The organism is Vibrio sp. S17_S38 (genome assembly GCF_014694375.1).
Taxonomy (GTDB): Bacteria; Pseudomonadota; Gammaproteobacteria; order Enterobacterales; family Vibrionaceae; genus Vibrio.
In genome coordinates, this window is the sequence record NZ_JAAUWW010000004.1 from 146,784 (window position 1) to 171,271 (window position 24,488).

The 24,488-nt window shown below is 41.0% G+C and carries 20 protein-coding genes; 10 read left to right on the forward strand and 10 right to left on the reverse strand.

All coding sequences use genetic code 11. The features are described from left to right. Positions 1-28: 28 nt before the first annotated feature. Complete coding sequence (locus HC725_RS04985; protein WP_190330673.1) at positions 29-1,561, reverse strand: sulfatase-like hydrolase/transferase; 1,533 nt, start codon at positions 1,559-1,561, stop codon at positions 29-31. Between the two features lie 114 nt (positions 1,562-1,675). Then, the gene (locus tag HC725_RS04990) at positions 1,676-3,454 is read right to left on the reverse strand and encodes a solute:sodium symporter family transporter (protein ID WP_190330674.1); all 1,779 of its coding nucleotides are present in this window, start codon (positions 3,452-3,454) and stop codon (positions 1,676-1,678) included. A 161-nt stretch (positions 3,455-3,615) separates the two neighbouring features. Here HC725_RS04990 and HC725_RS04995 point away from each other — a divergent pair, with 161 nt between their 5' ends. Further along, positions 3,616-4,470: a helix-turn-helix transcriptional regulator gene (locus HC725_RS04995; RefSeq protein WP_190330675.1), complete on the forward strand. Its 855-nt coding sequence runs from the start codon at positions 3,616-3,618 to the stop codon at positions 4,468-4,470. Positions 4,471-4,632: 162 nt separating this feature from the next. Here the strand turns inward: HC725_RS04995 and HC725_RS05000 are convergent, their stop codons facing one another. The 3 genes from HC725_RS05000 to kdgR all read right to left on the reverse strand — a co-directional run bounded on the left by HC725_RS05000 (position 4,633) and on the right by kdgR (position 8,261). Beyond that, positions 4,633-5,358, reverse strand: coding sequence for an exonuclease domain-containing protein (locus HC725_RS05000; protein WP_190330676.1), 726 nt, complete (start codon positions 5,356-5,358; stop codon positions 4,633-4,635). 3 nt (positions 5,359-5,361) lie between these two features. Continuing rightward, positions 5,362-7,224: a DUF294 nucleotidyltransferase-like domain-containing protein gene (locus HC725_RS05005; protein ID WP_190330677.1), complete on the reverse strand. Its 1,863-nt coding sequence runs from the start codon at positions 7,222-7,224 to the stop codon at positions 5,362-5,364. Between the two features lie 242 nt (positions 7,225-7,466). Next, on the reverse strand, positions 7,467-8,261 hold the full coding sequence (gene kdgR / locus HC725_RS05010; protein WP_190330678.1) for a DNA-binding transcriptional regulator KdgR: 795 nt from the start codon (positions 8,259-8,261) through the stop codon (positions 7,467-7,469). A gap of 283 nt (positions 8,262-8,544) precedes the next feature. Here kdgR and kduD point away from each other — a divergent pair, with 283 nt between their 5' ends. The 9 genes from kduD to HC725_RS05055 all read left to right on the forward strand — a co-directional run bounded on the left by kduD (position 8,545) and on the right by HC725_RS05055 (position 17,538). Beyond that, positions 8,545-9,306 (forward strand): 2-dehydro-3-deoxy-D-gluconate 5-dehydrogenase KduD, encoded by a 762-nt coding sequence (kduD, locus tag HC725_RS05015; protein WP_089111145.1) that lies wholly within the window; start codon positions 8,545-8,547, stop codon positions 9,304-9,306. Positions 9,307-9,344: 38 nt separating this feature from the next. After that, on the forward strand, positions 9,345-9,668 hold the full coding sequence (locus HC725_RS05020) for a cupin domain-containing protein (RefSeq protein WP_089111146.1): 324 nt from the start codon (positions 9,345-9,347) through the stop codon (positions 9,666-9,668). 100 nt (positions 9,669-9,768) lie between these two features. Further along, positions 9,769-10,407, forward strand: a complete 639-nt coding sequence (locus HC725_RS05025) for an RpiB/LacA/LacB family sugar-phosphate isomerase (RefSeq protein ID WP_190330679.1) — start codon at positions 9,769-9,771, stop codon at positions 10,405-10,407. A gap of 74 nt (positions 10,408-10,481) precedes the next feature. After that, entirely contained in the window at positions 10,482-11,078 is a 597-nt protein-coding gene (locus HC725_RS05030; RefSeq protein ID WP_190330680.1) for a DJ-1/PfpI family protein, read from the forward strand. Between the two features lie 142 nt (positions 11,079-11,220). Next, positions 11,221-12,153 carry a sugar kinase gene (locus HC725_RS05035; protein ID WP_190330681.1) on the forward strand — a complete coding sequence of 311 codons (933 nt, stop codon included), beginning with the start codon at positions 11,221-11,223 and terminating at the stop codon, positions 12,151-12,153. A gap of 36 nt (positions 12,154-12,189) precedes the next feature. Next, positions 12,190-12,813, forward strand: coding sequence for a bifunctional 4-hydroxy-2-oxoglutarate aldolase/2-dehydro-3-deoxy-phosphogluconate aldolase (locus HC725_RS05040; protein WP_089111149.1), 624 nt, complete (start codon positions 12,190-12,192; stop codon positions 12,811-12,813). 348 nt (positions 12,814-13,161) lie between these two features. After that, the gene (locus HC725_RS05045) at positions 13,162-14,922 is read left to right on the forward strand and encodes a sodium:solute symporter family protein (protein WP_190330682.1); all 1,761 of its coding nucleotides are present in this window, start codon (positions 13,162-13,164) and stop codon (positions 14,920-14,922) included. Between the two features lie 96 nt (positions 14,923-15,018). Next, the gene (locus tag HC725_RS05050; RefSeq protein WP_190330683.1) at positions 15,019-16,200 is read left to right on the forward strand and encodes an oligogalacturonate lyase family protein; all 1,182 of its coding nucleotides are present in this window, start codon (positions 15,019-15,021) and stop codon (positions 16,198-16,200) included. A 132-nt stretch (positions 16,201-16,332) separates the two neighbouring features. After that, complete coding sequence (locus HC725_RS05055) at positions 16,333-17,538, forward strand: dienelactone hydrolase family protein (RefSeq protein ID WP_190330684.1); 1,206 nt, start codon at positions 16,333-16,335, stop codon at positions 17,536-17,538. 60 nt (positions 17,539-17,598) lie between these two features. Here HC725_RS05055 and HC725_RS05060 read toward each other — a convergent pair whose 3' ends face one another. The 5 genes from HC725_RS05060 to HC725_RS05080 form a co-directional block, all read right to left on the reverse strand. After that, entirely contained in the window at positions 17,599-19,002 is a 1,404-nt protein-coding gene (locus HC725_RS05060) for an EmmdR/YeeO family multidrug/toxin efflux MATE transporter (protein WP_190330685.1), read from the reverse strand. Then, positions 19,002-20,636, reverse strand: coding sequence for a pectate lyase (locus HC725_RS05065; RefSeq protein ID WP_190330686.1), 1,635 nt, complete (start codon positions 20,634-20,636; stop codon positions 19,002-19,004). The genes HC725_RS05060 and HC725_RS05065 overlap by 1 nt, the downstream gene beginning before the upstream one ends. Positions 20,637-20,663: 27 nt before the next feature. Then, positions 20,664-21,767, reverse strand: coding sequence for a pectinesterase family protein (locus tag HC725_RS05070; RefSeq protein ID WP_190330687.1), 1,104 nt, complete (start codon positions 21,765-21,767; stop codon positions 20,664-20,666). Positions 21,768-22,048: 281 nt separating this feature from the next. Beyond that, a complete protein-coding gene (locus tag HC725_RS05075) occupies positions 22,049-23,329 on the reverse strand; it encodes an ABC transporter substrate-binding protein (protein WP_190330688.1) in 1,281 nt (426 codons plus the stop codon). Positions 23,330-23,346: 17 nt separating this feature from the next. Then, the gene (locus tag HC725_RS05080) at positions 23,347-24,486 is read right to left on the reverse strand and encodes an ABC transporter ATP-binding protein (RefSeq protein ID WP_086958828.1); all 1,140 of its coding nucleotides are present in this window, start codon (positions 24,484-24,486) and stop codon (positions 23,347-23,349) included. Between the last annotated feature and the right edge of the window lie 2 nt (positions 24,487-24,488).

Sequence of the window (24,488 nt, forward strand, 5' to 3'; positions counted from 1 at the left end):
TATTTATCCTGACCACAATATTAGAGATCTAAAACTTTAATTTTTTGTCTTCTACTTTAACGCCCTGAGTTGGCATTCCGGTATCGTAATCTCTAACTACAGGAGAATATCCATCCTCTGGTCTTGGTCTAAACGATCCCATCCAACGTGGTTGTGAATCCGTACGCCACGTGCGCATTGACCATTGGTAGGTACGGAATGGATCACGAATGGTATCCATATAATCTAATAACTCATCATGCATCTGATTTCGAATAACCATATGATCTGGATCATCAATCAAGTTATTCAATTCATCTTTATCATTGACTCGATCGTACAGCTCATCGCTGGTAAATAAATTTAATACCAATTTAAAGCGAGGGCTGATCCAACAACGTACTGGTATAAAACCACCAAAACTATCGTGCTCCACTTCATAACGATTAAACTCAACCATGACACTACGGTCAGTATTTTGCTCAACAACGCTCAATAAATCGCCACCAGGTAGCATGGCTGGTTGTGTAATATTCGCTAAACGCATTAAGGTTGGCAAAATATCAATGTGACTTACCGGAGCTTGTATTTGAGAACCCGCGACACAAGCACTATTTGTTGTTGGTGCTACTTTTGGCGGACGAATAATTAAAGGAATATTAGTAATGTCATCATACATTGCTGCCCCTTTACTAATCAGTTTATGCGCTCCCATCATTTCACCATGATCAGAGGTATACATAATCCAAGTGTTATCAATCTCACTTTGATCGAGATGATTAATGACTCGGCCAATTTCATCATCCACAAAATCATTACAAGCAAAATACAACGGATGATGATAAAGCCCATCCTCACCCACTGGAGCTGGCATGGCTTGCGACCATAGCTTGTGATGTTGTGGCTTACTGGATAAATCATCAAACGCCTTTGGTCCTAAATCGTAATAATAATCTTGATATTTTTTTAAATATTGCGGAGGACAAGTAAAAGGATGATGAGGTTCATCATACGATAATACCATCAAGAACGGCTGATCATCCTGAGGCGATTTAGTGTCTAAATAATTCATCGCTCGGTTACTAATGCGATGTGCCCATGTAAAGGTCTCATCAATTTGATTTGTTTCTAAATCTTCAATGGTATTTAAGCCATTTCGCCATAATGCAATCTGCTTATCATCTAGCTCTTCTAAATAATTTGCGCCATCATACCAATAGTCTTCGTGCCATTCGGGAGGACAAATACCAGTGCCATAATAATCATGCCCATCAAGATGCCACTTTCCGATATAACAAGTGTCATAGTCTGCATCTTTAAAATAACGACCCATAGTAGAAATGTTTTTCCCTGGGGCAATATTATTGGTCCAAGGACCCGATTGATTGGAATAAATACCCGTGAACAATCCTGCTCGAGCTGGCGTACACACTGGTGAGCAAGTATACGCTGAATTAAAACGAATGCCGTCACTCGCTAATTGATCGATATTATTAGTATTCAAATCTTTACCGCTATAACAACCAACCATATTAGTTGCTTGAGTATCCGTCATGATTAAAATAATGTTAGGTCTTTTCATTATAATCCCAGAGTAAGTAATACAGACGAGTGTCAGAAATTCACCTATTAAGACCAATACATTTCACATTAAAAACCATGCTTAGGTATTTTATATACTTAATAGGTGACTGGATTAATTTTCTTGTGTATTGAATTGCGGCTCAATTTTCACTGGAGAGGTCATCTTCTTATATAATTTGTAAATTACATACATGATACCCAAACCCACTGCAGTAGCCGCGATCACTTTAAACATAGAGCCAGTCTGTGATGTTAAGCCCAGTGGTGAGAACACGGTATAGAGCAGTACAAATGCCAGAACCAATAACCAGCCAGCTAATTTCCCATGCTTCCAAGTCGTGATATCAACAACTTCTGCATTAACCTGCACATACGGTTTATCCATTGGTTTGATATAACGAACAATGGCCATAATGGTGAGCATAAGCACGAGATTTAATCCTACTAGGTTCAACCAATGTAGTTTCACGAAACCTAAATCATCACCTAATACAAAATGAGTCACATAGAAGAACACCATACCAAACACTAAACCGATGTAACCGGCCATTGCGGGTGCTCGCTTGGATAATATCCCCATCAGTAATACAGCAAAAATCGGCACGTTAATCACGGCCATAATGGTACGCATTAGAGTGTACAAGCTGTCTGAAGTCGCAATAAATGGTGCAATAATGATGCAAATAATAATAGTCGCGATACCAAATAGGCGACCAATACGAACCGTTTCAATATCACTAGCATTCGGTTTAATCAGCTGTTTATAAATGTCCAAACTGATAATGGTTGAAAGGCTATTCACACCACTATTAAATGAGCTTAATACTGCCCCAAATAATGCCGCGCCAAAAAATCCTGTTAACCATGTTGGCAATACTTCACGAACCAAAATAGGGTAAGACATATCACGGTTTAAGAGATTAGATGGGACGCCATCAATCATCTTAAATGGAATATCAATCATACCTCGTTGGAACATGTGCCACGCAATAATGCCCGGTAAAACCAACATCAAAATACCAATAATTTTTAGTGCGCCTGCAGCCAATACGCCTTTTTGCCCTTCTGCCAAATTTTTAGCCGCAAAAGCACGCTGTACGATCGCTTGGTTAGTACACCAGAAGAATAAATTGATGATCATAACGCCTGAAATAAGGCCATGCCAAGGGATGTTAGCATCCGCGGTTAAACCCGCCGCTTGCATTCTCTCTGGGGCTTCAGTTAACAAAATGGAGAATCCATCACCCATACTGCCAGAGCCTAGTTGATATAATCCAATCGCAGGAACTAACATACCCGCAATTAATAATCCAACACCATTAATAGTATCTGAAACCGCAACCGCTTTGAGGCCGCCAAACACCGCGTAAATACCACCAATAACACCAATAGCGATGACCATAATCCAAGTAGTGACATAATCTGTCGTACCAAACAACTCACTGATATTGAACAATTTACCGAGCGTAATTGCTCCGGCATAGAGTACAAATGGCAGAAAGCCGATCACAATGGCATAGATAAAAATAGCGGATGAAACAACACGCATTCGCTTACCATAACGTAACTCTAAAAACTGAGGAACGGTGGCAATGCCTGATTTTAAGTATCGAGGTAGAAAGACAAATGCCAGCACTATCAAAGTCAATGCTGATGTTGTCTCCCATGCCATCACATTGGCGCCATTCGCAAAAGCATTAGCATTCAAACCGGTTAACTGTTCTGCGGATATATTTGTGAGGAATAAAGATCCTGCTATCACAAACCATGACAAACTTCTTCCTGCAAGAAAATATCCACTTTCTGTATTTAAGTTGTCTTTTCTTGTTTTTATATAAGATATTACGGCAACCAGTGCGGTAAAAAAGACAAAAGATAATAAGGTGAACATATTGAACTCCATTTTCTGTTATTGGATTCATATGAGATAACATTAACGACATCGCTACCTTGTATGTTGAAGCAGAATCAATTTTTTATATATTTAGTAAGGTTCGGTTTTGATTGCTGCTATCATCAATTCTTGTTCAGTCGACCTCATTAGTGAATGGAATGAATCATCAATTGCATGTAAAAAACGAAACAACTTACAACATCCCGATAGTAATTGATAAAAATGTGACTTCAAGCGGCATTACGTTATTAGCATTATGGAATACATTTGCGGATAAACATTATCAAGTGGAGTGGCCAAAAGATCGTTTACGTCCTTTAATCGAAGGCAGTGTGATCGCGCTTTATACAAAACAGGGGCACGGAGAAATTGAACTAAGCTCTGGCGAAACCCTGCAATTAGAAGGAAGTACCGTTATATTTCTACATCCAACTTCTATAAAGAAATATCGCTGCAAGGGTTTGATTTGGGAGCTTTTCTTAATGGAGTTCATTCCAAACGGAGCAATTAACCTCGTTTATAACCACCTAATATCACTGACTAATAACGAATACTTCCATAAAGAAATGAATCAAGTTGTTGAATTATTCAAGCAGCAGGAGTCCACATACAAACATTTAGCTGCCGCAAGCTTAACTAAGACGATTTATCACTGGCTTACCTTGACCAAAGTAAGAGAGCAAGATCACAAGCTAAATACGGTGCAAGAGGTTATCACACAGATACACTTGAACATGACAAAAAAGTGGACAGTAAAAGAAATGGCACAATTAGCAGAATGTACGGAACAGCACTTAAGGAAAATGTTTTTACAATACACAAATCAGACGCCTAAAGAGTATTACTTAAACACTAGACTGATTGCTTCAAAATCATTAATAAAGCATAAGAAATACACAGTACAAGAAGCAGCTGCTAAGCTTAATTTCTATGATGCTTTTCATTTCAGCAAAGCCTTTAAAAATAAATTCGGCTTCCCTCCGTCAGAGCTTTATCGTTTACACTCAATTTAAATTAAAGTGCTAGCAAATTTCTATTGATCGTTTTTTATAACACCATCAGTAAGATACTGGGCATAAAAAATCACTCAATGAAGAGTGTTGTTTTTTAATAGGCTAAATTAGAAGTGTGTTGCGAGAAGATTTGGAGCGTGCGGCGGGAATCGAACCCGCGAATCAACAAGTAGCTCGGCAATATAGCTCCCCCACCGTAGTGGTTTTGGCTTGAGCACCGAAAATTTTAATCTTTTGCGCCATGTACAACTCAGCCGTTGCTATCGCATCCACCAATGCATTATGGGCAGAATACGTCGGTAGCGCATAGCGTTGACGAACATCATTTAACTGCAATTCTAGACTCTCGCCTTTATTGTGATAAGCCAAATGCTTTTCAATTTTTAGTGTGTCTAACCAGATAATCGGCAACTCAAGCAAGCCATAACGTTTGGCAACATAGGACAACATGAAACTGCGCTCAATCACTGCGCCATGGGCCATCACTACTTTACCGGTCATTTTCGCAAATAAACGATTCATCGCTTCATCTAGCTGCTCACCTTCAAGCAACATCTGTGGCGTAATATGATTGACCACCGCGCTCGCGGCTTTAATTGTTTGGTTATCATCCACATAACAGTGCGCAGCGGTATCCATATCGATTTGATTTTTTTCGATACGAATACTGCCAATACTTAATAAACTGTCTTCAAAACAATCTAACCCTGTGGTTTCAAAATCCATCACCAAAAAATCAAGATCATTTAAACATTTATCTGGTTTTGGCAAGGGCGTGAGTAATAAACGGCGCAGCTCTTGAGAGCAACCTTCAGGGATCACTAACGCTTTACGGCTTTTCTCAAGCTTGGTGATTGGGTGAAAAAATTGTTTTAAGCGTTGATACATAACCTAGCCTTTACTAAAGCGCAGCTTCGCGCCGTCTTGTAATTCATTAATAATCTTAAAGGCATCTTTTAAATGTTTACGCTCAAAGCTACTAAAAGTTTCTGGATCAATATGATTATCTGGCGTTTTACCCAGCTTTAACGCTTCACATTGATGAGTAAAGCGGACTTGAGTGATAAAGCGATAGGCCCCGATAATATTTTTATAACTGTCTTCTTGCATTACACCTTGATCATAAGCGTATTGGAAACGCTCTTCGGTTCCAGTTAAAGTTCCTTTGGCCGATAAACTATAGATTCGGGCTAAATCAATAATTAAGTTAAGCGCATACTTTTTAATATTAAGAGTACGGCTATTGTCACCGCTTTTCTCAAGTACAAGATTATTAAAGATCCCTAATGGCGGTTGTGTTTCGACCGCATCTCTCACCAGTGAAGGAATAAAACGGCTACTGTTCTCAATACAATCATGTAAATGCTGCTGCAGATCATCGACTAAATCTTTATTGCCATACAAAGAACGAACTTCTAAAAACACGCTGATATTTAACAGCTTATTATACTCTGGCGCGGCGACCCATTTACGGTAATATTCTTTCCAACGTGAAAGTCGTTGACACCATTTGGGCGTTGCTGCCATGTATTTACCATCACACAACGGATATCCACACACATCTAGTCCATTACAAACGATCATGGCTAGGTGGGTGAAATAGGCCATATCGGCAGTGGTTGCACAATCATCAATCACTAAAGCGCTGTCTTGATCCGACAATAAATGCACTTCATTACGAGCATGTGATCCCGCCACTATCCAAGCATAATCACAAGGAGCAGGGCCTAGTTGGGATTCAGCTAACTGGATAATACGACGATTGAACGCATCCATGATCATCGACATCACTGATGCGACTATATTTGATCCCACACGACTTTCCACCAGCGAATTAAAAATAGTTTTACGCTCTTCTTTTAGCGTTTGTAGTGCTTGAACCGAGTTCGAATATTTAATTTTTTCAATTAAGAACAAGGCTTGAGTTTGGTGGTTATGCACTAAATGTGTAGTCGTGATTAACCCGACCACGTTTTTACCGTACACCACCGGCAGACAGCGAATATTAAATTGCATCATCAATGAAATGGCTTCAAGCACCGTGGCATCACCATGAATCAACTGTGGATTCGTGGTCATCACCTCACTAATCGGTAAATCCGTGTTCACGCCTTGAGCGACCACTCGGGTTGTCATATCCCTGTCGGTGATAACCCCTACAATATTTTCTCCATCTTTAATCACCGCGCAAGATGATCGCATCTCATCTTGCATCAATTTAGCGACCTCTTTTATGCTGACGTTTTTATCAACAATAGCAATATTTTCACTGGCAATTTCAGACACTTTTCTATAATACGGCCCCTTGCCATTGGGCATAACATGATAAAGCGCAGAGTTAAGACGTGCCCGTGCACGAGAGTCAAAAAATTCCGAATATTCTGGGTTATGTTCTAGAAGATGCTGCAAAATTGAATGTGGGATCAAATACAAAAGAGAGTCAGTTAAAGCAACCGCACGATAGCCATCTTCACTGTCGGCTAAAGGTTCTAAAAAGGTAAAACCAAATTGATCTTCTTCACCAAGACGAGCTCGCAGAGACCCATCTTGCATTCTTTGCTCAATCGCACCAGTGCGGATCACATAAAGAAAACGCTCATCACAACCCGAACTAAAATGGATTTCCTCCCCTTTTGCCAAATAGGTGATTTTAACTTTACGCACAACTTCTTGAACCACCGCTTCTGGCAACTTATCAAATGGATCAATTCGAGCCATAAAGTTGTAGATGTTGGGTAATAATGCATGACTCATGATGTCCGACTTCCCATTTCAATTTATCTCAGATTAGAATAAGTGCTTTACTACCAATCCAACTCAATGAATCAAATGTAACACCGATGGCTTGAAGTGTAACGATAATATCAAAACATGGTTTTAATTTTATGCATTGCATCATGTAATCGAACTCCAAACAAAAAATCGGCACAAAAAAAGCAGCAAATATGCTGCTTTTTTATTTTCAAATTATCTTCATCATCTAAGAGAAAAGAATCTTATGAAGCTTCTGCCATTGGGTAATCATGATAGCCAAGTTGTTCAGAAACTCGCTTACATGCATGTTGCAGTAAACCAACATAATAAGGCATTCTGCTCTCATCAAAGCGAATGGTTGGAAATGAAATCGACAGCCCAGCAATAACATGACCAAAACGATCATACACAGGTGCGCCAATGCAACGTAAACCTGGCTCTTGCTCTTCGTTATCTTCCGCATAACCTTGTGCTTTCACACGCTTTAACTCTGCAAGAAGCTGATCCACATTGTCATGAGTTTTTTGAGTATGCTTAACAAATTTCACATTTTTTAAGGTTTCGCGCACAAAAGACTCGCTGCGCTCAGCCAGTAACACTTTACCGATAGCGGTACTATAAAGTGGATTACGGCGACCAATACGCGATTGCATGCGTAGGTTATAGCCAGAATCGATTTTGTGGGTATAAATGATTTGGTCAACATCTAGCGCCCCTAAGTGCAGCGCTTCATTGGTTTGCTCAGAAATATGACTCATCTCTTTATCGGCTAAAGAAATTAGGTCAACATATTCTAACGACTTTGCTCCTACCTCAAATAACTTCAAAGTAAGCGAATATTTATCGGCTTCACCTTCTTGATCAACATAGCCCAACATTTTCATCGTTTGCAGAAAACGATAAGTGGTGCTTTTTGACATCAGTAAGCGCTGGGATAGTTCGGTAATACCGATATTTTTTTGCTCACCAAGTGCTTGAAGAATACCAAACACTTTCATGACTGATGACACTGCATCGGGTTGTTTTGCTTTTTCCATTAGAGTTGACCTTGAATTTGATTAGACCTTAAAAAGCCAGTCATCATTGTTATCGTTTTATCATTCTATATCCTTTATCGATTTTTTTGAAATGCATGGTTCAAAAAAATGAAACACAAATCACTTTAATATATAAAACACGATTTAGGTCACTTTTTATGAAACAGCTTTTTATTTTTAATTGAAATGGCGTTTCACTATTGCTATTGTTATTTCACTTGCTGAGGATTTACCTCAATATCAATAAACCTACTGGCTGAAAAGCTGAATTTAAGGACACGTTATGATTCTGAACTCTTTTGATCTACAAGGTAAAGTGGCTATCGTTACTGGTTGTGACACTGGCCTTGGGCAAGGTATGGCTTTAGGTTTAGCCGAAGCTGGCTGTAGCATTGTCGGTGTTAACTACACGGCCCCAGAAGAAACAATTGAAAAAATGAAGGCAGCGGGACACAAATTCTTAGACGTTCGCGCTAACTTACTAAAACAAGACGAAATCCCAGCCATTATTGATGCCGCTATTACTGAGTTTGGCAAAGTTGATATTCTGGTGAATAACGCCGGTATCATTCGCCGTGAAGATGCCATTGAATTCTCAGAGCAAAACTGGGATGACGTAATGAACATTAACTCAAAAACAGTATTCTTCATGTCTCAAGCGGTTGCTAAGCAATTTATCTCTCAAGGTAATGGCGGCAAAATCATCAACATCGCTTCTATGCTTTCTTTCCAAGGCGGGGTTCGCGTACCTTCTTACACTGCATCAAAAAGTGCGGTTATGGGTATTACTCGCGCCATGGCAAACGAATGGGCAAAACATGGCATTAACGTAAACGCTATTGCACCAGGCTATATGGCTACTAACAACACAGCGGCTCTACTCGCTGATGAAGAACGCAGCAAAGCCATTCTTGAACGTATTCCAGCTGATCGTTGGGGTACACCTGCTGATGTTGCCGGCCCTTGTGTGTTCCTAGCTTCTGATGCAGCAAGCTACATTAATGGCTACACTGTTGCCGTTGATGGTGGTTGGTTAGCTCGTTAATACCACTATTTCATTCTATAAACAAAGGACAACTGAGCATGTTTGTTTATAACAAAGATATTAAATTAGAAGACCTAGGTGATGGCGTTTCACGCAAAATCATGGCTTATAGTGACAATATTATGTCGGTTGAAGTTTACTTCGAAGACGGAGCCATTGGCCCACTGCACAATCATCCGCACGAGCAGTTAACTTACGTGCTATCAGGTGAATTTGAATTCACTATTGGTGATGAAACCAAGATTGTAAAAGCAGGCGACGCGCTCTACAAAGAACCCAATGTAATGCACGGTTGTACTTGCTTAAAAGCGGGCGTATTACTCGATACCTTTACCCCAATGCGTAAAGATTTTGTAAGCTAAAAATCAGAATATAAAATCGACCACTGTGAGCACTCTTATCGCCACAGTGGTCATTCTAAGAAATTTTAATTTATGTAGGCTCGCCCTACTGGAGAATACAATGAAAATCGCACTAATGATGGAAAACAGCCAAGCTGGCAAAAACGCAACTATCTTAAATGAGCTAACAAGTGTTGTTGAGCCACTAGGTCACTCTGTTGCAAACGTAGGCATGAGCGATGAAAACGATCATCACCTAACTTACATTCACCTTGGTATCCAAGCGAGCTTGCTTCTTAACTCTCAAGCCGTTGATTTCGTAGTAGCAGGTTGCGGTACTGGCCAAGGCGCAATGATGTCACTTAACCTACACCCAGGTGTATCTTGTGGTTACTGCCTAGACCCATCCGATGCTTTCCTTTTCAATCAAATCAACAACGGTAATGCGCTTGCACTTGCTTTTGCGAAAGGCTTTGGTTGGGCGGCAGAATTGAATGCTCGTTATATCTTCGAAAAAGCATTCTCAGGCCCACGCGGTGAAGGCTATCCTGTTGAGCGTAAAGCGCCACAAGTTCAAAATGCGGGAATTCTTGGTCAAGTAAAAGCAGCAGTAAACAAAGAAAACTACCTTGATACACTACGTGCTATCGACCCTGAACTTGTGAAAACAGCCGTAACTGGCGAGCGTTTCCAAAAATGTTTCTTCGACAACTGTCAAAATGATGAAATCAAAGCATTCGTACGCGAAGTTTTAGCTTAATCCCCCCTTTAATTAAGCCTATTATTTTTGCCGACCTTCGTGGTCGGCTTTTTTGTTTAAGAAGGAATAGAAACGTGAGTCATTCCCCACGCATTGCAGTGCTTTTAGATAACGGTTTCGAAATTGCAGAAGCCATGATTTGTATTGATATACTACGTCGGGCTCTTATCCATGTAGATGTTATTTCCTGTGCAGACAGCCCGCAGTTACTGTCTTATTTCAATGTTCCAGTACAAGCGGACATGATGCTGGAAGAAAAATGGGATGACACTTACGACGCCGTATTACTCCCTGGCGGTCCAAGTGGCACCGATAACTTAACCGCGAATCCTAAAGTGATTGAGTTTGTTAAACGCCATATCGAGTCCGGTAAATACATCTGTGCACTCTGTTCTGCTGGTGCCAAAGTGCTCGCGGCGCATCAACTGCTTGGTGATCACAAATATACCGCAAGTCTCGATCTGCGTGATAAATTTCCCGATGGACAATACCAAGAACAAGATGTGGTGGTTGATGATCAATTCATCAGTGGTCGCGGTTTAGGTGTCAGCTTTGAATTCGCTCTCACCATCGCTAAGATTTTGCACAAGAATAGCAGCCAAAAAGAAAAAGATGAGGTCAACTTTCAGGCTGAGCACATCTTTTTCAAATACTGGCCATTAAAGAAATAAAACTACAGCATTGATCACGTTATTTTGTTTTTTGGCCAAAAAAGTGATCTAGCCCATACAGTTATGAAACATAATTTCAATTTAATTGACCTAAAGTATGTAATTGATGATAATAATTACATACTGATCAAGGAGAATTTCCATGCAAGCAAATCGTATTGCCATCATTGGCGAATGTATGGTTGAACTACAAAAAACAGGCGATGCGACTTACAAGCAAAGCTTTGGTGGTGATACATTAAATACTGCGCTTTATCTATCTCGTCTTACTCACCAGCATCAGCTCACCACATCTTATGTCACAGGTTTAGGTAAAGACTCGTTCAGCGCCGCCATGTTAGAAGCGTGGAAAAATGAGTCCATTAATACCGACTTGGTTCATATCTCAGATAAAAAATTACCCGGATTATATTCGATTTCAACCACACCCGATGGTGAGCGTACTTTCCAATATTGGCGCAACGATGCCGCAGCACGCTACTGGTTACTCGAAAAAGACACCAACGCCGTCATTGACTCATTAAGCCAAAACCAACTGATTTATTTAAGCGGTGTGAGCCTTGCGATTCTGCCATCGGAAGCTCTGGATAAACTATTTATGGTTTTAACTGCCTGTAAAGAGCAAGGCTGTAAAATCGCATTTGATAATAACTACCGCCCAGCATTATGGGAAAGTAAAGAGCAAGCCCAACAAGCGTATAAAACCATGTTGCAATTAACCGATATTGCTTTCTTAACTTACGATGATGAAGAAATGCTATACGGTGATACTGCTGAACAACAAGCGATAGATCGTACTCAAGCATTAGGGGTAAGTGAAATTGTGATCAAACGTGGCGCTGAAGCATGCTTTGTTATCACCAAAGAGGCGCGTATTGAAGTCGCGCCGAAACCTGTATCTGGTATTGTCGATACAACAGCCGCGGGCGATTCGTTCAGTGCGGGCTATCTGGCTAAACGCCTACTTGGCGGTACATTAGAAGAATCCGCAAAAATGGGACACACATTAGCAGGAACCGTGATTTGTTTTCCGGGCGCTATTATCCCAAGCGACAAAATGCCTGCACTTAATTAAATTGTATTTTATTGAAATCATTCTCAAGGACTCAAAATGAAAACGTTAAATCAACGTCTAAGTGAAATCAAAGTGGTACCGGTTATTGCTATTCATGATGCAAATAAAGCAGCAAAACTGGCTCAAGTATTAGTTGAAAACGGCCTACCTTGCGCTGAAGTTACCTTCCGTACACCAGCTGCAGCACAAGCCATTCGCAACATGCGTGAAGCCTACCCAGATATGTTAATTGGTTCAGGTACTGTATTAACCGCAAAGCAAGTGGATGAATCCATTGAAGCAGGTGTGGATTTCGTAGTAAGCCCGGGTTTGAACCCAACCACAGTAAAATACTGCCAACAACGTGGTGTGCCAATCATCCCTGGTGTGAACAACCCAAGTCTCGTTGAGCAAGCGATGGAATTGGGTCTAGATACATTGAAGTTTTTCCCTGCTGAGCCTTCTGGCGGCGTGAACATGCTGAAAGCATTAACGGCGGTTTACCCTGTCAACTTTATGCCAACTGGCGGCGTTAACCCAAAAAATGTGAATGACTACCTTGCGATTCCAGCCGTGTTTGCTTGCGGTGGCACTTGGATGATCCCAAATGATTTGATTGATAATGAAAAGTGGGATGAGTTAGCGGTATTAGTTGCTGGTGTTGCCCAAGTTATTGCTTAATTAATATTAGTCACAAGCTTGCCTACAGCAGTAATAAAACAAAAAATCGAGCCTTTGAGTGGCTCGATTTTTTGTTTGAAAGATAGAGATATAGATGAACCACTTCTAAGCGTACCGTATTTCTTGCATGGCTTGTCCATAAAAACCTGCCGACAACTTCCCTACCCAAGCGACCTATTTCAACAATGTATTCTACCCAATCAATTAAAGCTGAATAACGTGGCATAGATCACAGTTACACACGAAGTTACAAATTATTGAACCCTTGTTTTGATTTCGCGCACATTTTGATCTCACTTTTACCCGTATCATTCATAAAAATTAAAACAACGTTTCAGGATGGATTTTATGAACTACGATTATCTAGTAATAGCTGGTTACTTTGCCTTAATGGTAATGATCAGTGTTCTCTTTAAAAAAATGGCCAGCAACAGCACCAGCGACTATTTCCGAGGGGGCGGTAAAATGCTCTGGTGGATGGTAGGTGCAACAGCCTTTATGACTCAATTTTCTGCATGGACTTTCACTGGTGCAGCTGGTAAAGCCTTTACTGATGGTTTTGCAATTCTTTTTGTATTCTTCGGCAATATGCTCGCTTATGTGTTCGCTTATTTCTATTTTGCACGTCGCTTCCGCCAAATGCGTGTGGATACGCCAACAGAAGCAGTCGGTCGTCGTTTCGGCTCTGTGAACGAACAATTCTTTACTTGGGTAATCATTCCATTAAGCGTGATTAACGCTGGCGTATGGTTAAACGGTTTAGGTGTGTTTGCTTCTGCGGTATTTGATGCTGACATCATTACCACTATTTACGTAACAGGCGCAGCAGTATTAGCTATCTCGCTAATCAGTGGTGCATGGGGCGTTGTGGCTTCTGACTTTATACAAACACTTGTGGTTGCGGTGATCTCAATTGCATGTGCGGTTGTCGCTATCTTTGTGGTTGGCGGACCAAGTGAAATCGTAACTGAATTTCCTGGCGGTTTCTTTATTGGCCCTGACATGAACTACCCTATGTTACTTGTCGGTTCATGCTTGTTCTTCCTTGTGAAGCAACTTCAAAGTATCAACAACATGCAAGAATCTTATCGTTTCCTTAACGCAAAAGATTCTAAAAATGCCAGCAAAGCGGCATTAATGGCGCTTGGTATGATGTTCTTCGGTGCCATTGTTTGGTTCATCCCACCTTGGGCAACCGCAATCCTATACCCAGATGCAGCTGCCGCTTATCCAAACCTTGGTGCGAAAGCTGCCGATGCCGTTTACCTTGTATTCGCTCGCGAAGTCATGCCAATTGGTACCGTTGGTCTATTAATGGCTGGTTTGTTTGCAGCAACGATGTCTTCTATGGATTCAGCTTTAAACCGTAACTCTGGGATCTTTGTTCGTAGCTTCTGGGCAACCGTGGTTCGCAAAGGTAAAGCTACAGACAAAGAATTACTTCGTGCAGGTCAAGTTGCTTGTCTTGTTAACGGTATCTTAGTTATTTTGATGGCTCAGTTCTTCAACTCATTGAAGCACCTAAGCTTGTTCGATCTAATGATGCAAGTCGCGACATTGCTACAATCACCAATCTTAGTACCACTATTCCTAGGTATCATTATCCGTAAAACGCCAAAATGGGCACCTTGGGTAACGGTTATTGTTGGTATGCTTGTATCTTACTTAGTGGTAACTGTTTTCACACCAAACTTCGTTGCAAGCTGGTTCGGTATCGATTCATTAACGGGTCGTGAGACATCTGACTTCCGTACTATGATTACCATTGCGGCTCACTTATTCATCACGGCTGGTTTCTTCTGTGCCACAACGTTGTTCTATAAAGAAGAAAATGATGTGAACATCGAAAACACCAAAGCATTCTTTGAAGATGTGGATACCGAGTGTGTAGCAGAAGAAGGCCAAGATGAAATCGATCGCATGCAACGTCATAAGCTAGGCTCTCTTGTGAACTACATGGGCTACGGTTTAACAGCAATGGTCTTAATTCCAAACCCATTATGGGGACGAGGATTGTTCTTAGCATGTGCAGTATCCATCTTAATCATTGGTTATTTATTAAAGAAAAGTGCCAAGGCGGATAACCCATCACTTGCCACAAATAATTAGATAACTAAGTAATAAATAGCGAAACAACATAATAGTTAATTTACCAATTAGCAGCCAACATTCTTACGTTGGCTGCTCCATTTCGGAGCATTTCTCATGGCTAAAGGCAACATTATCGATTTAGAGTACGAAACCTTTATCGACTCAGATACTAACAATAAGGTGACACGTTTAACCCCAACGGACGTGATTTGTCACCGTAACTATTTCTATCAAAAATGCTTTACCACTGATGGAAGTAAATTATTGTTTGCTGGTGATTTTGATACCTCATCTGGTCAAGCAAACCGTAATTACTATTTGCTTGATATCAAAACGAAACAAGCTACACAGCTAACCGAAGGCAAAGGCGATAACACTTTTGGTGGTTTTATCTCAACCGATGATCAATCCTTCTTCTATGTGAAAAATGAATTAAATCTGATGAAAGTTGATTTAAACACATTAGAGGAAACCATTATTTACACGGTTGATGAAGAATGGAAAGGTTACGGTACTTGGGTTGCCAACTCAGATTGTACTAAATTAGTAGGCATTGAAATCAAAAAAAGCTGCTACCAACCACTGACTTCTTGGGAAAAATTCGCCGAGTTCTATCACACCAATCCAACGTGTCGCTTAATTAAAGTCGATATTCAAACCGGTGCATTAGATGTTGTTCATCAAGAAGATGCATGGCTTGGTCACCCTATTTTCCGCCCATTTGATGATAACACCATCGGTTTTTGTCACGAAGGTCCACACGATTTAGTCGATTCACGCATGTGGCTTGTCAATGAAGATGGCAGCAATGTAAGAACCATTAAAACGCATGCAAAAGGCGAATCTTGTACTCACGAATTCTGGATCCCAGATGGTAGCGCGATGGCCTATGTGTCTTACTTTAAAGGTCAAACCGAACGTGTTATCTACAAAGCGAATCCAGAAACACTGGAAAATGAAGAAGTGATGATCATGCCACAATGCTCCCACCTAATGAGTAACTACGATGGTTCTTTGATGGTTGGCGATGGCAGTGATGCCCCTGTCGATGTAGCAGACAGCGAAGGGTACGATATTGAAAATGACCCATTCCTATACATTCTAAACACGAAAAAGAAAAGCTATGCCAAGCTTGCCAAACACAGCACTTCTTGGGATGTATTAGCTGGTGACCGTCAAATTACCCACCCTCACCCATCATTTACACCGGGTGATACTGGCGTATTATTTACCAGTGATTTTGAAGGTGTTCCAGCGATTTACATTGCTGAGATCCCAGAAAAATTACGCGGTTAATTTTCAGCTGCATTATTAAAAAAATTAAGCCTTATTTACTTTAAACATAATCGTTGAGTAAATGAGGCTTTTTCATTTGAGATAAGGATGTTCTCAACTTGAAATATCAGACAAAATATAAGGACATGCTCCATGACCCCGATTAAAAATATACTTTTTATCTCACTGCTCTCGCACGCTTCCCTCAGTTATGCTAATACCATAAAGCCAGTCGAAAATACCGCACCTGCTGGTAAAAGTTATCAAACTCAAGCCATTGACTCTCCAGATCGCAGTTTTCCTTTATTTTATAAGCAACTCAAAGATCGTATGACGTTTCCTTTCGGCTGGAAAGATGACACCAAAGATCCGAAGATATGGAAAGCTCAAGGGTTAATGAAAGCACGGGAATTCAGCCTACCTTATGCTGATAACACTCCTTTTAATCCGGTCGTGATTGATGAAATAGATCGCGGCAGTTACACAGCGCAAAAAGTCGTATTCAATATCGATCAAGAAAGCCGTGTGATGGCGTTAATGTTAATTCCAAAAGGAAAAGGCCCATTTCCCGCAGCTCTATTTTTACACGATCACGGCAGTAAATTTGATATTGGAAAGGAAAAATTTGTTCAAACATGGAATAACGATGCACGATTAACCTCATCACAAGCATGGAGTGAAAAGTTCTTTTCTGGTCGCTTCCCTGGTGATGAATTAGCCAAGCGTGGCTATGTCGTTTTATCCATTGATGCACTCGGTTGGGGAGATCGTTCTGTCCCCGGCTTTAAAATGGAATCACAACAAGCATTAGCCGCTAACCTATTCAATCTAGGTACTTCATTTGCCGGCATCATTGCACTCGATGATGTACGTGCGTCTGAATTTTTAGCAAGCCAGCCTCAAGTAGACAAGGAAAAAGTCGCCGCAGTTGGGTTTTCGATGGGGGCATTCCGAGCTTGGCAAGTCACTGCACTTTCTGATGCCATTACCGCAGGAATTGCTGATTGCTGGATGGGTACGATGAAAGGCTTAATGGTTCAGGGAAATAATCAGCTAAAAGGATACTCTGCCTTTAGCATGCTGCACCCTGAACAAGGTAAATATATGGATTATCCTGATGTAGCAGCCTTGAGTGCGCCCAAACCTTTACTGGTTTACGCTGGCGGGAAAGATAGTCTGTTCCCAATTGATTCAGTTAATGAGGCTTTTGCTAAAATGCACCAAGTATGGAATGCAAATTATGCAGGAGACAAGCTCACGACTAAAATCTGGCCGGATAAAGGACATACCTTTACTAAAGACATGCAAGAGTCCGCTTTCAATTGGTTGGATGATCAATTTAAACGGAATAAAGATTAAATACACAATACTGCTCCCACTGAAACCAAATCAATCTATTTAGTTTCAGTGGGGTAAAACTTAACCAACCCGCGTCGAGTAGAACTTCTTCAGCCATGTCATTTTAATCAAGCGAGAATAGTAAATGCCGCCTCGAACGAGCCAGTCAACATACATACCGATCCAAACGCCATACACGCCAAATCCCAAAACAATACCCAGCACGTAACCGCAGCAAATACGGCAGCCCCACATACTAAAAATGGCCGTCCACATGGTCGATTTTACATCTTTTGCGCCTTTAAATGCGGCAGGTAAAACAAAAGAAGCAGCCCAGAAAGGCATCATAATTGCGTTCAAATAAAACAGCTTCACGACCACACTGCTCACTTCTGGATCGGTCGTGTAAAACGCAATCACAGGATGAATAAAAGGGAGTAATAGTAATGTGGAAATAATCAGTAAAATCGTGGCAGCCCAGAAGATTAATTTCAACTCTTGATAGGCCATTTTAGGTTTATTTTGCCCTAGCCGTTTCGCCACTAATACCGTTCCTGCCATACCTAAAGTATTACCGGGAATATTAATCAGTAAGATAATAGAGAAGGCGATGACGTTACCGGCCATAGCAACCGTCCCCATTCCTGCCACCATTAACATAGTGATTAATTTACCAATGTTAAACATTAACGATTCAATACTTGATGGGATCCCGATGCCTAAAATATCTTTTAATATTGCGCGGCTAAAAGGTGAAAAATAACTTTTAAATGGGATCGGTAAACGATCGTTTTTAGCCAAGTATACTAAGATAATGATCGCCCCCACCCAGCGAGCACAAGAGACACCTAACCCCGCACCTAATAAACCTAAACCATCCCAACCAGCAAAGCCATAGATAAGTGGATAACTGAAAATGATATTAAGAATATTGATAAGGATGTTCACTCGCATTGGCAAACGACTATTTCCTACTGCGCGTAACACTCCACTGCCAGCAAGCATAATGGCAAGAGCAGGATAACTGAGTGCTATGGATGTAAGGTAGATTTCCGCAAGTTGGATAACATCTTGATCGGCGCCAACGGCAATCATCCCTAAAATCGATTGACCGAAGAGCAGAATCGCCACTAAAAAAAGAGTCGAAATCAACATATTCAAGCTTAACGTTTGTCTTGCTTGTTCAATCGCTTGTGGTTTGTTTCTGCGCCCATAAGATTGGGCGACCAATACCGCACCACCTAATTCTATTGCGGCTAGTACCGAATAAATAATATAGGTCATGCTGTCACTGACACCAATCGCGGCGGTTTGAGATTGTCCTAAACGGCTCACCAAAATCGTGCTCACTATCCCCATGAGCACCACGCCAAGTAATTCGATAAAAATAGGCCAAGAGAACGGCAATACCTCTTTACGAAGCAAAACCCAATGGCGCTTTCTAATATGACAAAATGGCCATCGGGTTGACAGTGTACTTAGCATTAGGCCTCTTCAATTAACGAATCATAAATAACATCGCGGTCGTAAACCGTCTTGATTTCACCATGCATATCTCTTTCTCCATGCAAGTATCCACCCGTTGAAATTTGCACGGCTAATTGGTCATAACACCCTTTATAGGAAGCTTCTAATGCCAATAAAGCATACGGTGCTGGATCATCAATACGAGCAAATCTATGCAGGCTTGATTCCACAAAATAACCACGGTGATAATGCGCTTGAACAATGTTATTAGCAATACAATCTGCAAGGGTTAACACCAATTCTTGCTGCGTTAGTTGATGTAAATCCAGTAATGCAAAAACCAAGTATGGCGAGGCGATTTCTGTGAGTGGATTGATCTCGCTCAGTACTAAAGTTTCAGGATTGATCAGACCCAATTCAAAGCGAGCAAACATGGTCGCCATTAACTGACGAAGCTCAAAATCATCACTCATAATACAAGCACGAATCAATGGTAAAAGATAAGCGGGGTCAGCTGCTTGACGCTTAAGTTCTGTGCCTTTTTCGCCATAATAACCATCGCGCTTAAAGATATAACCCGTCAGGTCATCACCATTATTCCACATTGGGATCATTTGATTATCAAAGGTATCCCAAGCATGAGCAAAGTAGGCTTTAATGCCTGCAATCGCACCTGTAGCCAGTTCTGGGTCATTCAGCTTTTTCGCACACAGTAAAATCGCCAGTGGATTATCCACTACCACAGGCCAGCAATCACGAAACAAAGCATTCGCCTCTCTAGCCACTTCGCCAAATTCAGGACCAAATTGACGTTTCGCCCGATCGCCAAACCAAGAATAAGTCAACTTATCATCTTCAGGGATTGGCTCTCGTTGCTTCGGCGAAGAGAACTGATAAACCGGCATGCCTGTTTTCGGATTTCGAGCAAGTACAAACTGCTGATACAAATGTTTCGCCCACGTTGCGGCATGTTGATCATCGGTATATTGCGAATAATGGCAAGCCGCATAAATTAAATCAGTGGCCGCATTTACAAACGTCAGTCCCACCGTCTCGGGCAATTCCGGCCATTTGTTAGGATCCACAACAGGCTCTGGTTGATAATGGGCAAATACATTATTAATCGGTTTCTGTCCGTATTGTCCATGACGGCTGAGATCCAGCTTTTGCCAATCCAACACATGTGATGCCCAAAAACCATGTAAAAAATCTTCAGTCTTTTTTGCATTGACTTGGTGAAGAAAATCATAAAAAGGAAAATGATGCTTTAATTCATGCACTCGCTCTTTACTGGCAGGACCTTCAATTTCACCAGTTTGTTGGTTAATAAATCTATGCCCACCCCAATGAAATAACCCACTCGCGCTATCGCAATAATTATCCAAAAAGTAATGAGTTACTTGCTCTGCCGTTTGTTGCCATTTTTCATTTCCGGTCACTTGTGTCATGCCACATAAACCACGCAGGAAGTTTTGCTGGCTGGCAAAATTACTCATGATCGCAGTACTGCCGTCAGGATACGTCCAATACACAGGTTTATCGGTTAACGTATCCAAACCATCGGCGAGTAATGGTGTATTAGGATTTAGCGCATGAATCAGAACGTGTTGATAATAATCATTTAATAACGGGAGAAAAGATTGACGTTGCATAGAAAACTCCTGAAAAGTAGAAAAATATTACCCAAAGCATCTGAGAGTGGGTAACCATTGTTGTAATGAAAATTGTGCTTGTTGCATTAATTGATCTGCCTTTTGTCTTGGCAAGGGGCTAAAAAAGGATAGAGATAAATTAGAATGAGTGAGAGCCATGTTTTGATATTCTTCAAAGCGTGCCGATTCAGGTTCAAACCACATCATTTCACCTGTTAGACTTTTCCCACTCATCCGATCCCAACCATAAATATGATCATCGATTTGGCACTCTAAAAAAGCACAATGCCCTATCGCATTAGGGTCAGCATATCGACCATCGTCAAATACAGTCGTAGGATGCCAAGGTCGCCCCAACGCATAACTAAGCTTTGGTACGCCTTCTTCTTTTAAAAGTCGACAATGATGAAAGATAAATCCCTGTGGTTGATTAATATCAGTGCTTGGCGCAGTCAAATAACCCCAGCGTTTATCCTTAGCTGGATTTAGGTGCTTGCGTGCCACAATATCGCATTCATGAAATAGCGCTTGCCCAGCACCAAAGATAAAATCAATGCTGCCACTCACCATACAATTATCGAAATAGCTACGGCCTGCACTCGCATACAAGGTGTCGTGATAACTAATAAGTTGTATATTTTCACAATGAATTTGATCAGCATTATGGCCCAATAATAAGGCAACCGATTGGGTATGTTTATATTGTTCGGGATCATCCACATCACGTTGTTGATTGGTGATGAAATCAAAATCATTACGTATAGTTAGATTCTTTATTTCACAACATTTAGCATCAATATTGACAACGTTAGAGCCATAAGTGCCGGGAATGCTGCCATCTTGCACTATCATTTGATTGCACAAACTCATGCTAATAATAGTTTTTTCGGCATCTTCACCAATCAATTGCACGTTGTTATGTGTGAGATGTATGCGCTCATGGTAAAGCCCATTTTTGATCATAATTTGGTAGCAAGAATCCTTTAGATCATCTCCAGAAAGCGCATCTATTGCTTGTTGAATAGATTTGAAATCGCCCACGCTTTCTTCTTGAGAGACCACCCAAGTGATTTTCTTTTTATTTAATCGACGCTTTTTATCTAGCAAAAAGTTCTTGTTCAGTGAAGGCACATCCACTCTCCTTCATATCGATGATTAGTTAGTAAAACTTAATTACTGCGCTTAATCGTTCAAATGGGTAAAAACAAAAAAGCACCCTACCTTGACGATTACACAAGATAGGGTGAAAGGCAGTGTGCTAGAAACGAATCTTCTATAGGATCTAAGCTTCGATAAAACTATGCTGCGATACACTTAGTTGAAGCTTGTTTCTAGATTATTAATGTTACTAGCGCTTGAGCTTACTAAGATCCTAGTATTACTAAGCCCTTAATATTACTAGGTTCTTAATATTATTTAGTCAAACGAGCTAGAATACGCTTACCTTTACGAAGGAATTCTTGCGCAGATTGCTCTGGGGTTGATTTCCCATAATCCAGTGCTTGCATCTCTTCACTGAAAATATCCATTAGCTGGGCATTATCGGTGTAAGGGGTAGAAACAATCGTTTGAGGTAAAGAACGAGCTTGATTATAACCAGCAAATGATAGGCTTGATTCTTGGATCGTGCCGTCAGATTTCAGCTCTTTCACACCAGCAGCACTCAGTGGAATACCACGAGTTAAGCCAAGTGCTTTCACACCAACAGGATCATTAAGTAAGAAGTTGATAAGTTTCGCTGCTTCTTCAGGGTGCTTAGTGTTACGACCAATTGAGAACATCATTGATGGACGAGACAACAAGCCAGCATCTTTCGCCCCCGGTGCCATTGGGTATGGTGCAAGTTCAAGTCCCATTGGCGGTTTCAAGTTATCTGAATATTTAGTGATTGCGGTATCCCACATGTAAACACCACCAAATTTTCCTTCAATCCATGGACGCATTTCATAAAGATTTGAACGACCGTACGATGCATATTCTTTAGTCGATGGGAAAACATGATCTTCAACTTGCTTAGTATAAAGCTCGAAGAATTTCGTCATTTCATCTTGGCTATAATTCAATTTACCATCTTGTGTGATGATGTCTTTGCCTGTCGTTTGGATCATGTATGAACGGTTCATAGCAAACACGTCACGAGCTTCGATCACAATTGGGTAATATTCATCGCCCAATTTTTCTTTGAACGTTTTGCCTGCAGCCATTAACTCATCCCAATTAGTTGGGTAAGCAATACCAGCTTTGGACCATGTCTCTTTGTTGTAGTAAAAAACACGTGATGTCATGCTGACAGGAACACCATTTAATTTACCGCCAAAAGTCACGGTATTGAGCGCTGAATCGGAGAAGTTATCCGCATGTAAGTCAGCTTTGACTTTGTTCATGTCATAGAAGCCTTCACCCGTTTTAGAGAAGATCGGCATCCAGTTTAAGTTAGTTTGCATCACATCCGGTTCAGTATTACCCGCAATTTGAGTGGTGATACGAGTCAATGCGCCATCCCAACCGGTGTATTCTGCTTTTACAGAAATATCTGGGTTGGCTTTTTGAAAACGCTCTAATGCATCGTTAGTTGCTTGATGGCGTTCGTTACCGCCCCACCAAGACATACGTAATTCCGTTTTTGCATAAGCTCCCGCAGACATTGTTGCCAATGCTAAAGCGGTGACGGTAGTAATTAACTGCTTTTTCATGTTCTCTATCCTTGTATTTATTGACGTTCTAATGAGATGTTTTGTTCAGTTATTGCATCAAAAATGTGTGCTTTGGTAACATCCACAGCAAATTTAACGGTTTGATCAATTTCAAAACCCACTTGACCTTTTACGACATCAACCGGTACACGGGCCGTGAAGGTATTTTTATCCACTCGGAAATAGACAAACACTTCATGTCCCATGTTTTCCATTCGGATGATTTCACCAGAAATGACTTTATTTTCATCATCTTGGTCTGTTGCAACCGTAATATTATCCGGGCGGATACCGAGTACGGTTTTTGAATAACTTCTTTGCTTAATATTACGAGCTTTTTCTTCTGGTAAACGAATACGCTGTCCACCAATTTCAACCAATAAATCGTTTTGTTCTTCCACTAGTTTTACTTCGTGTAAGTTCATTTCTGGTGCGCCAATAAAGCCTGCGACAAACATATTTACAGGGTTGTTATAAAGCTCTTCTGGCGTATCTACTTGCATAATTTCACCGAGTTTCATTACGCAAATACGATCGCCCATGGTCATGGCTTCTGTCTGATCATGCGTAACGTACACGGCCGTTGCTGGGTGTTTCTCTTTCTTCAAATGCTTATGAATATCCGAGATACGCACACGCATTGACGCTCGTAATTTTGCATCCAAATTAGATAAAGGCTCATCAAACAAGAACACTTCTGGTTTTTTTACAATCGCGCGCCCTACTGCCACACGTTGCGCTTGACCACCAGAAAGCTGGCGCGGCAGACGATCTAACAGATCTTCAATTTCTAGAATCGCAGCCGCTTCTTGTACGCGAGTTTCAATTTCTTCTTTAGGCAGTTTTTGCAGTTTTAAGCCAAAGGCTAAGTTTTCTTTAACCGACATATGTGGATACAGTGCGTAGTTTTGGAACACCATCGCAATACCACGATCTTTAGGTACTAAATTATTCACCACTCGGTCACCAATGCGGATTTCGCCGCCGCTGACGGTTTCCAAACCCGCTAACATGCGGAGTGTGGTGGATTTAGCACAGCCTGATGGGCCGACGATAACGAGGAACTCACCATCACGAATGGTTAAATCAATACCGTGCACGGCTTTAAAACCATTCGAATATACTTTTTCTAATTTTTTAAATTGAACTTGAGCCATAA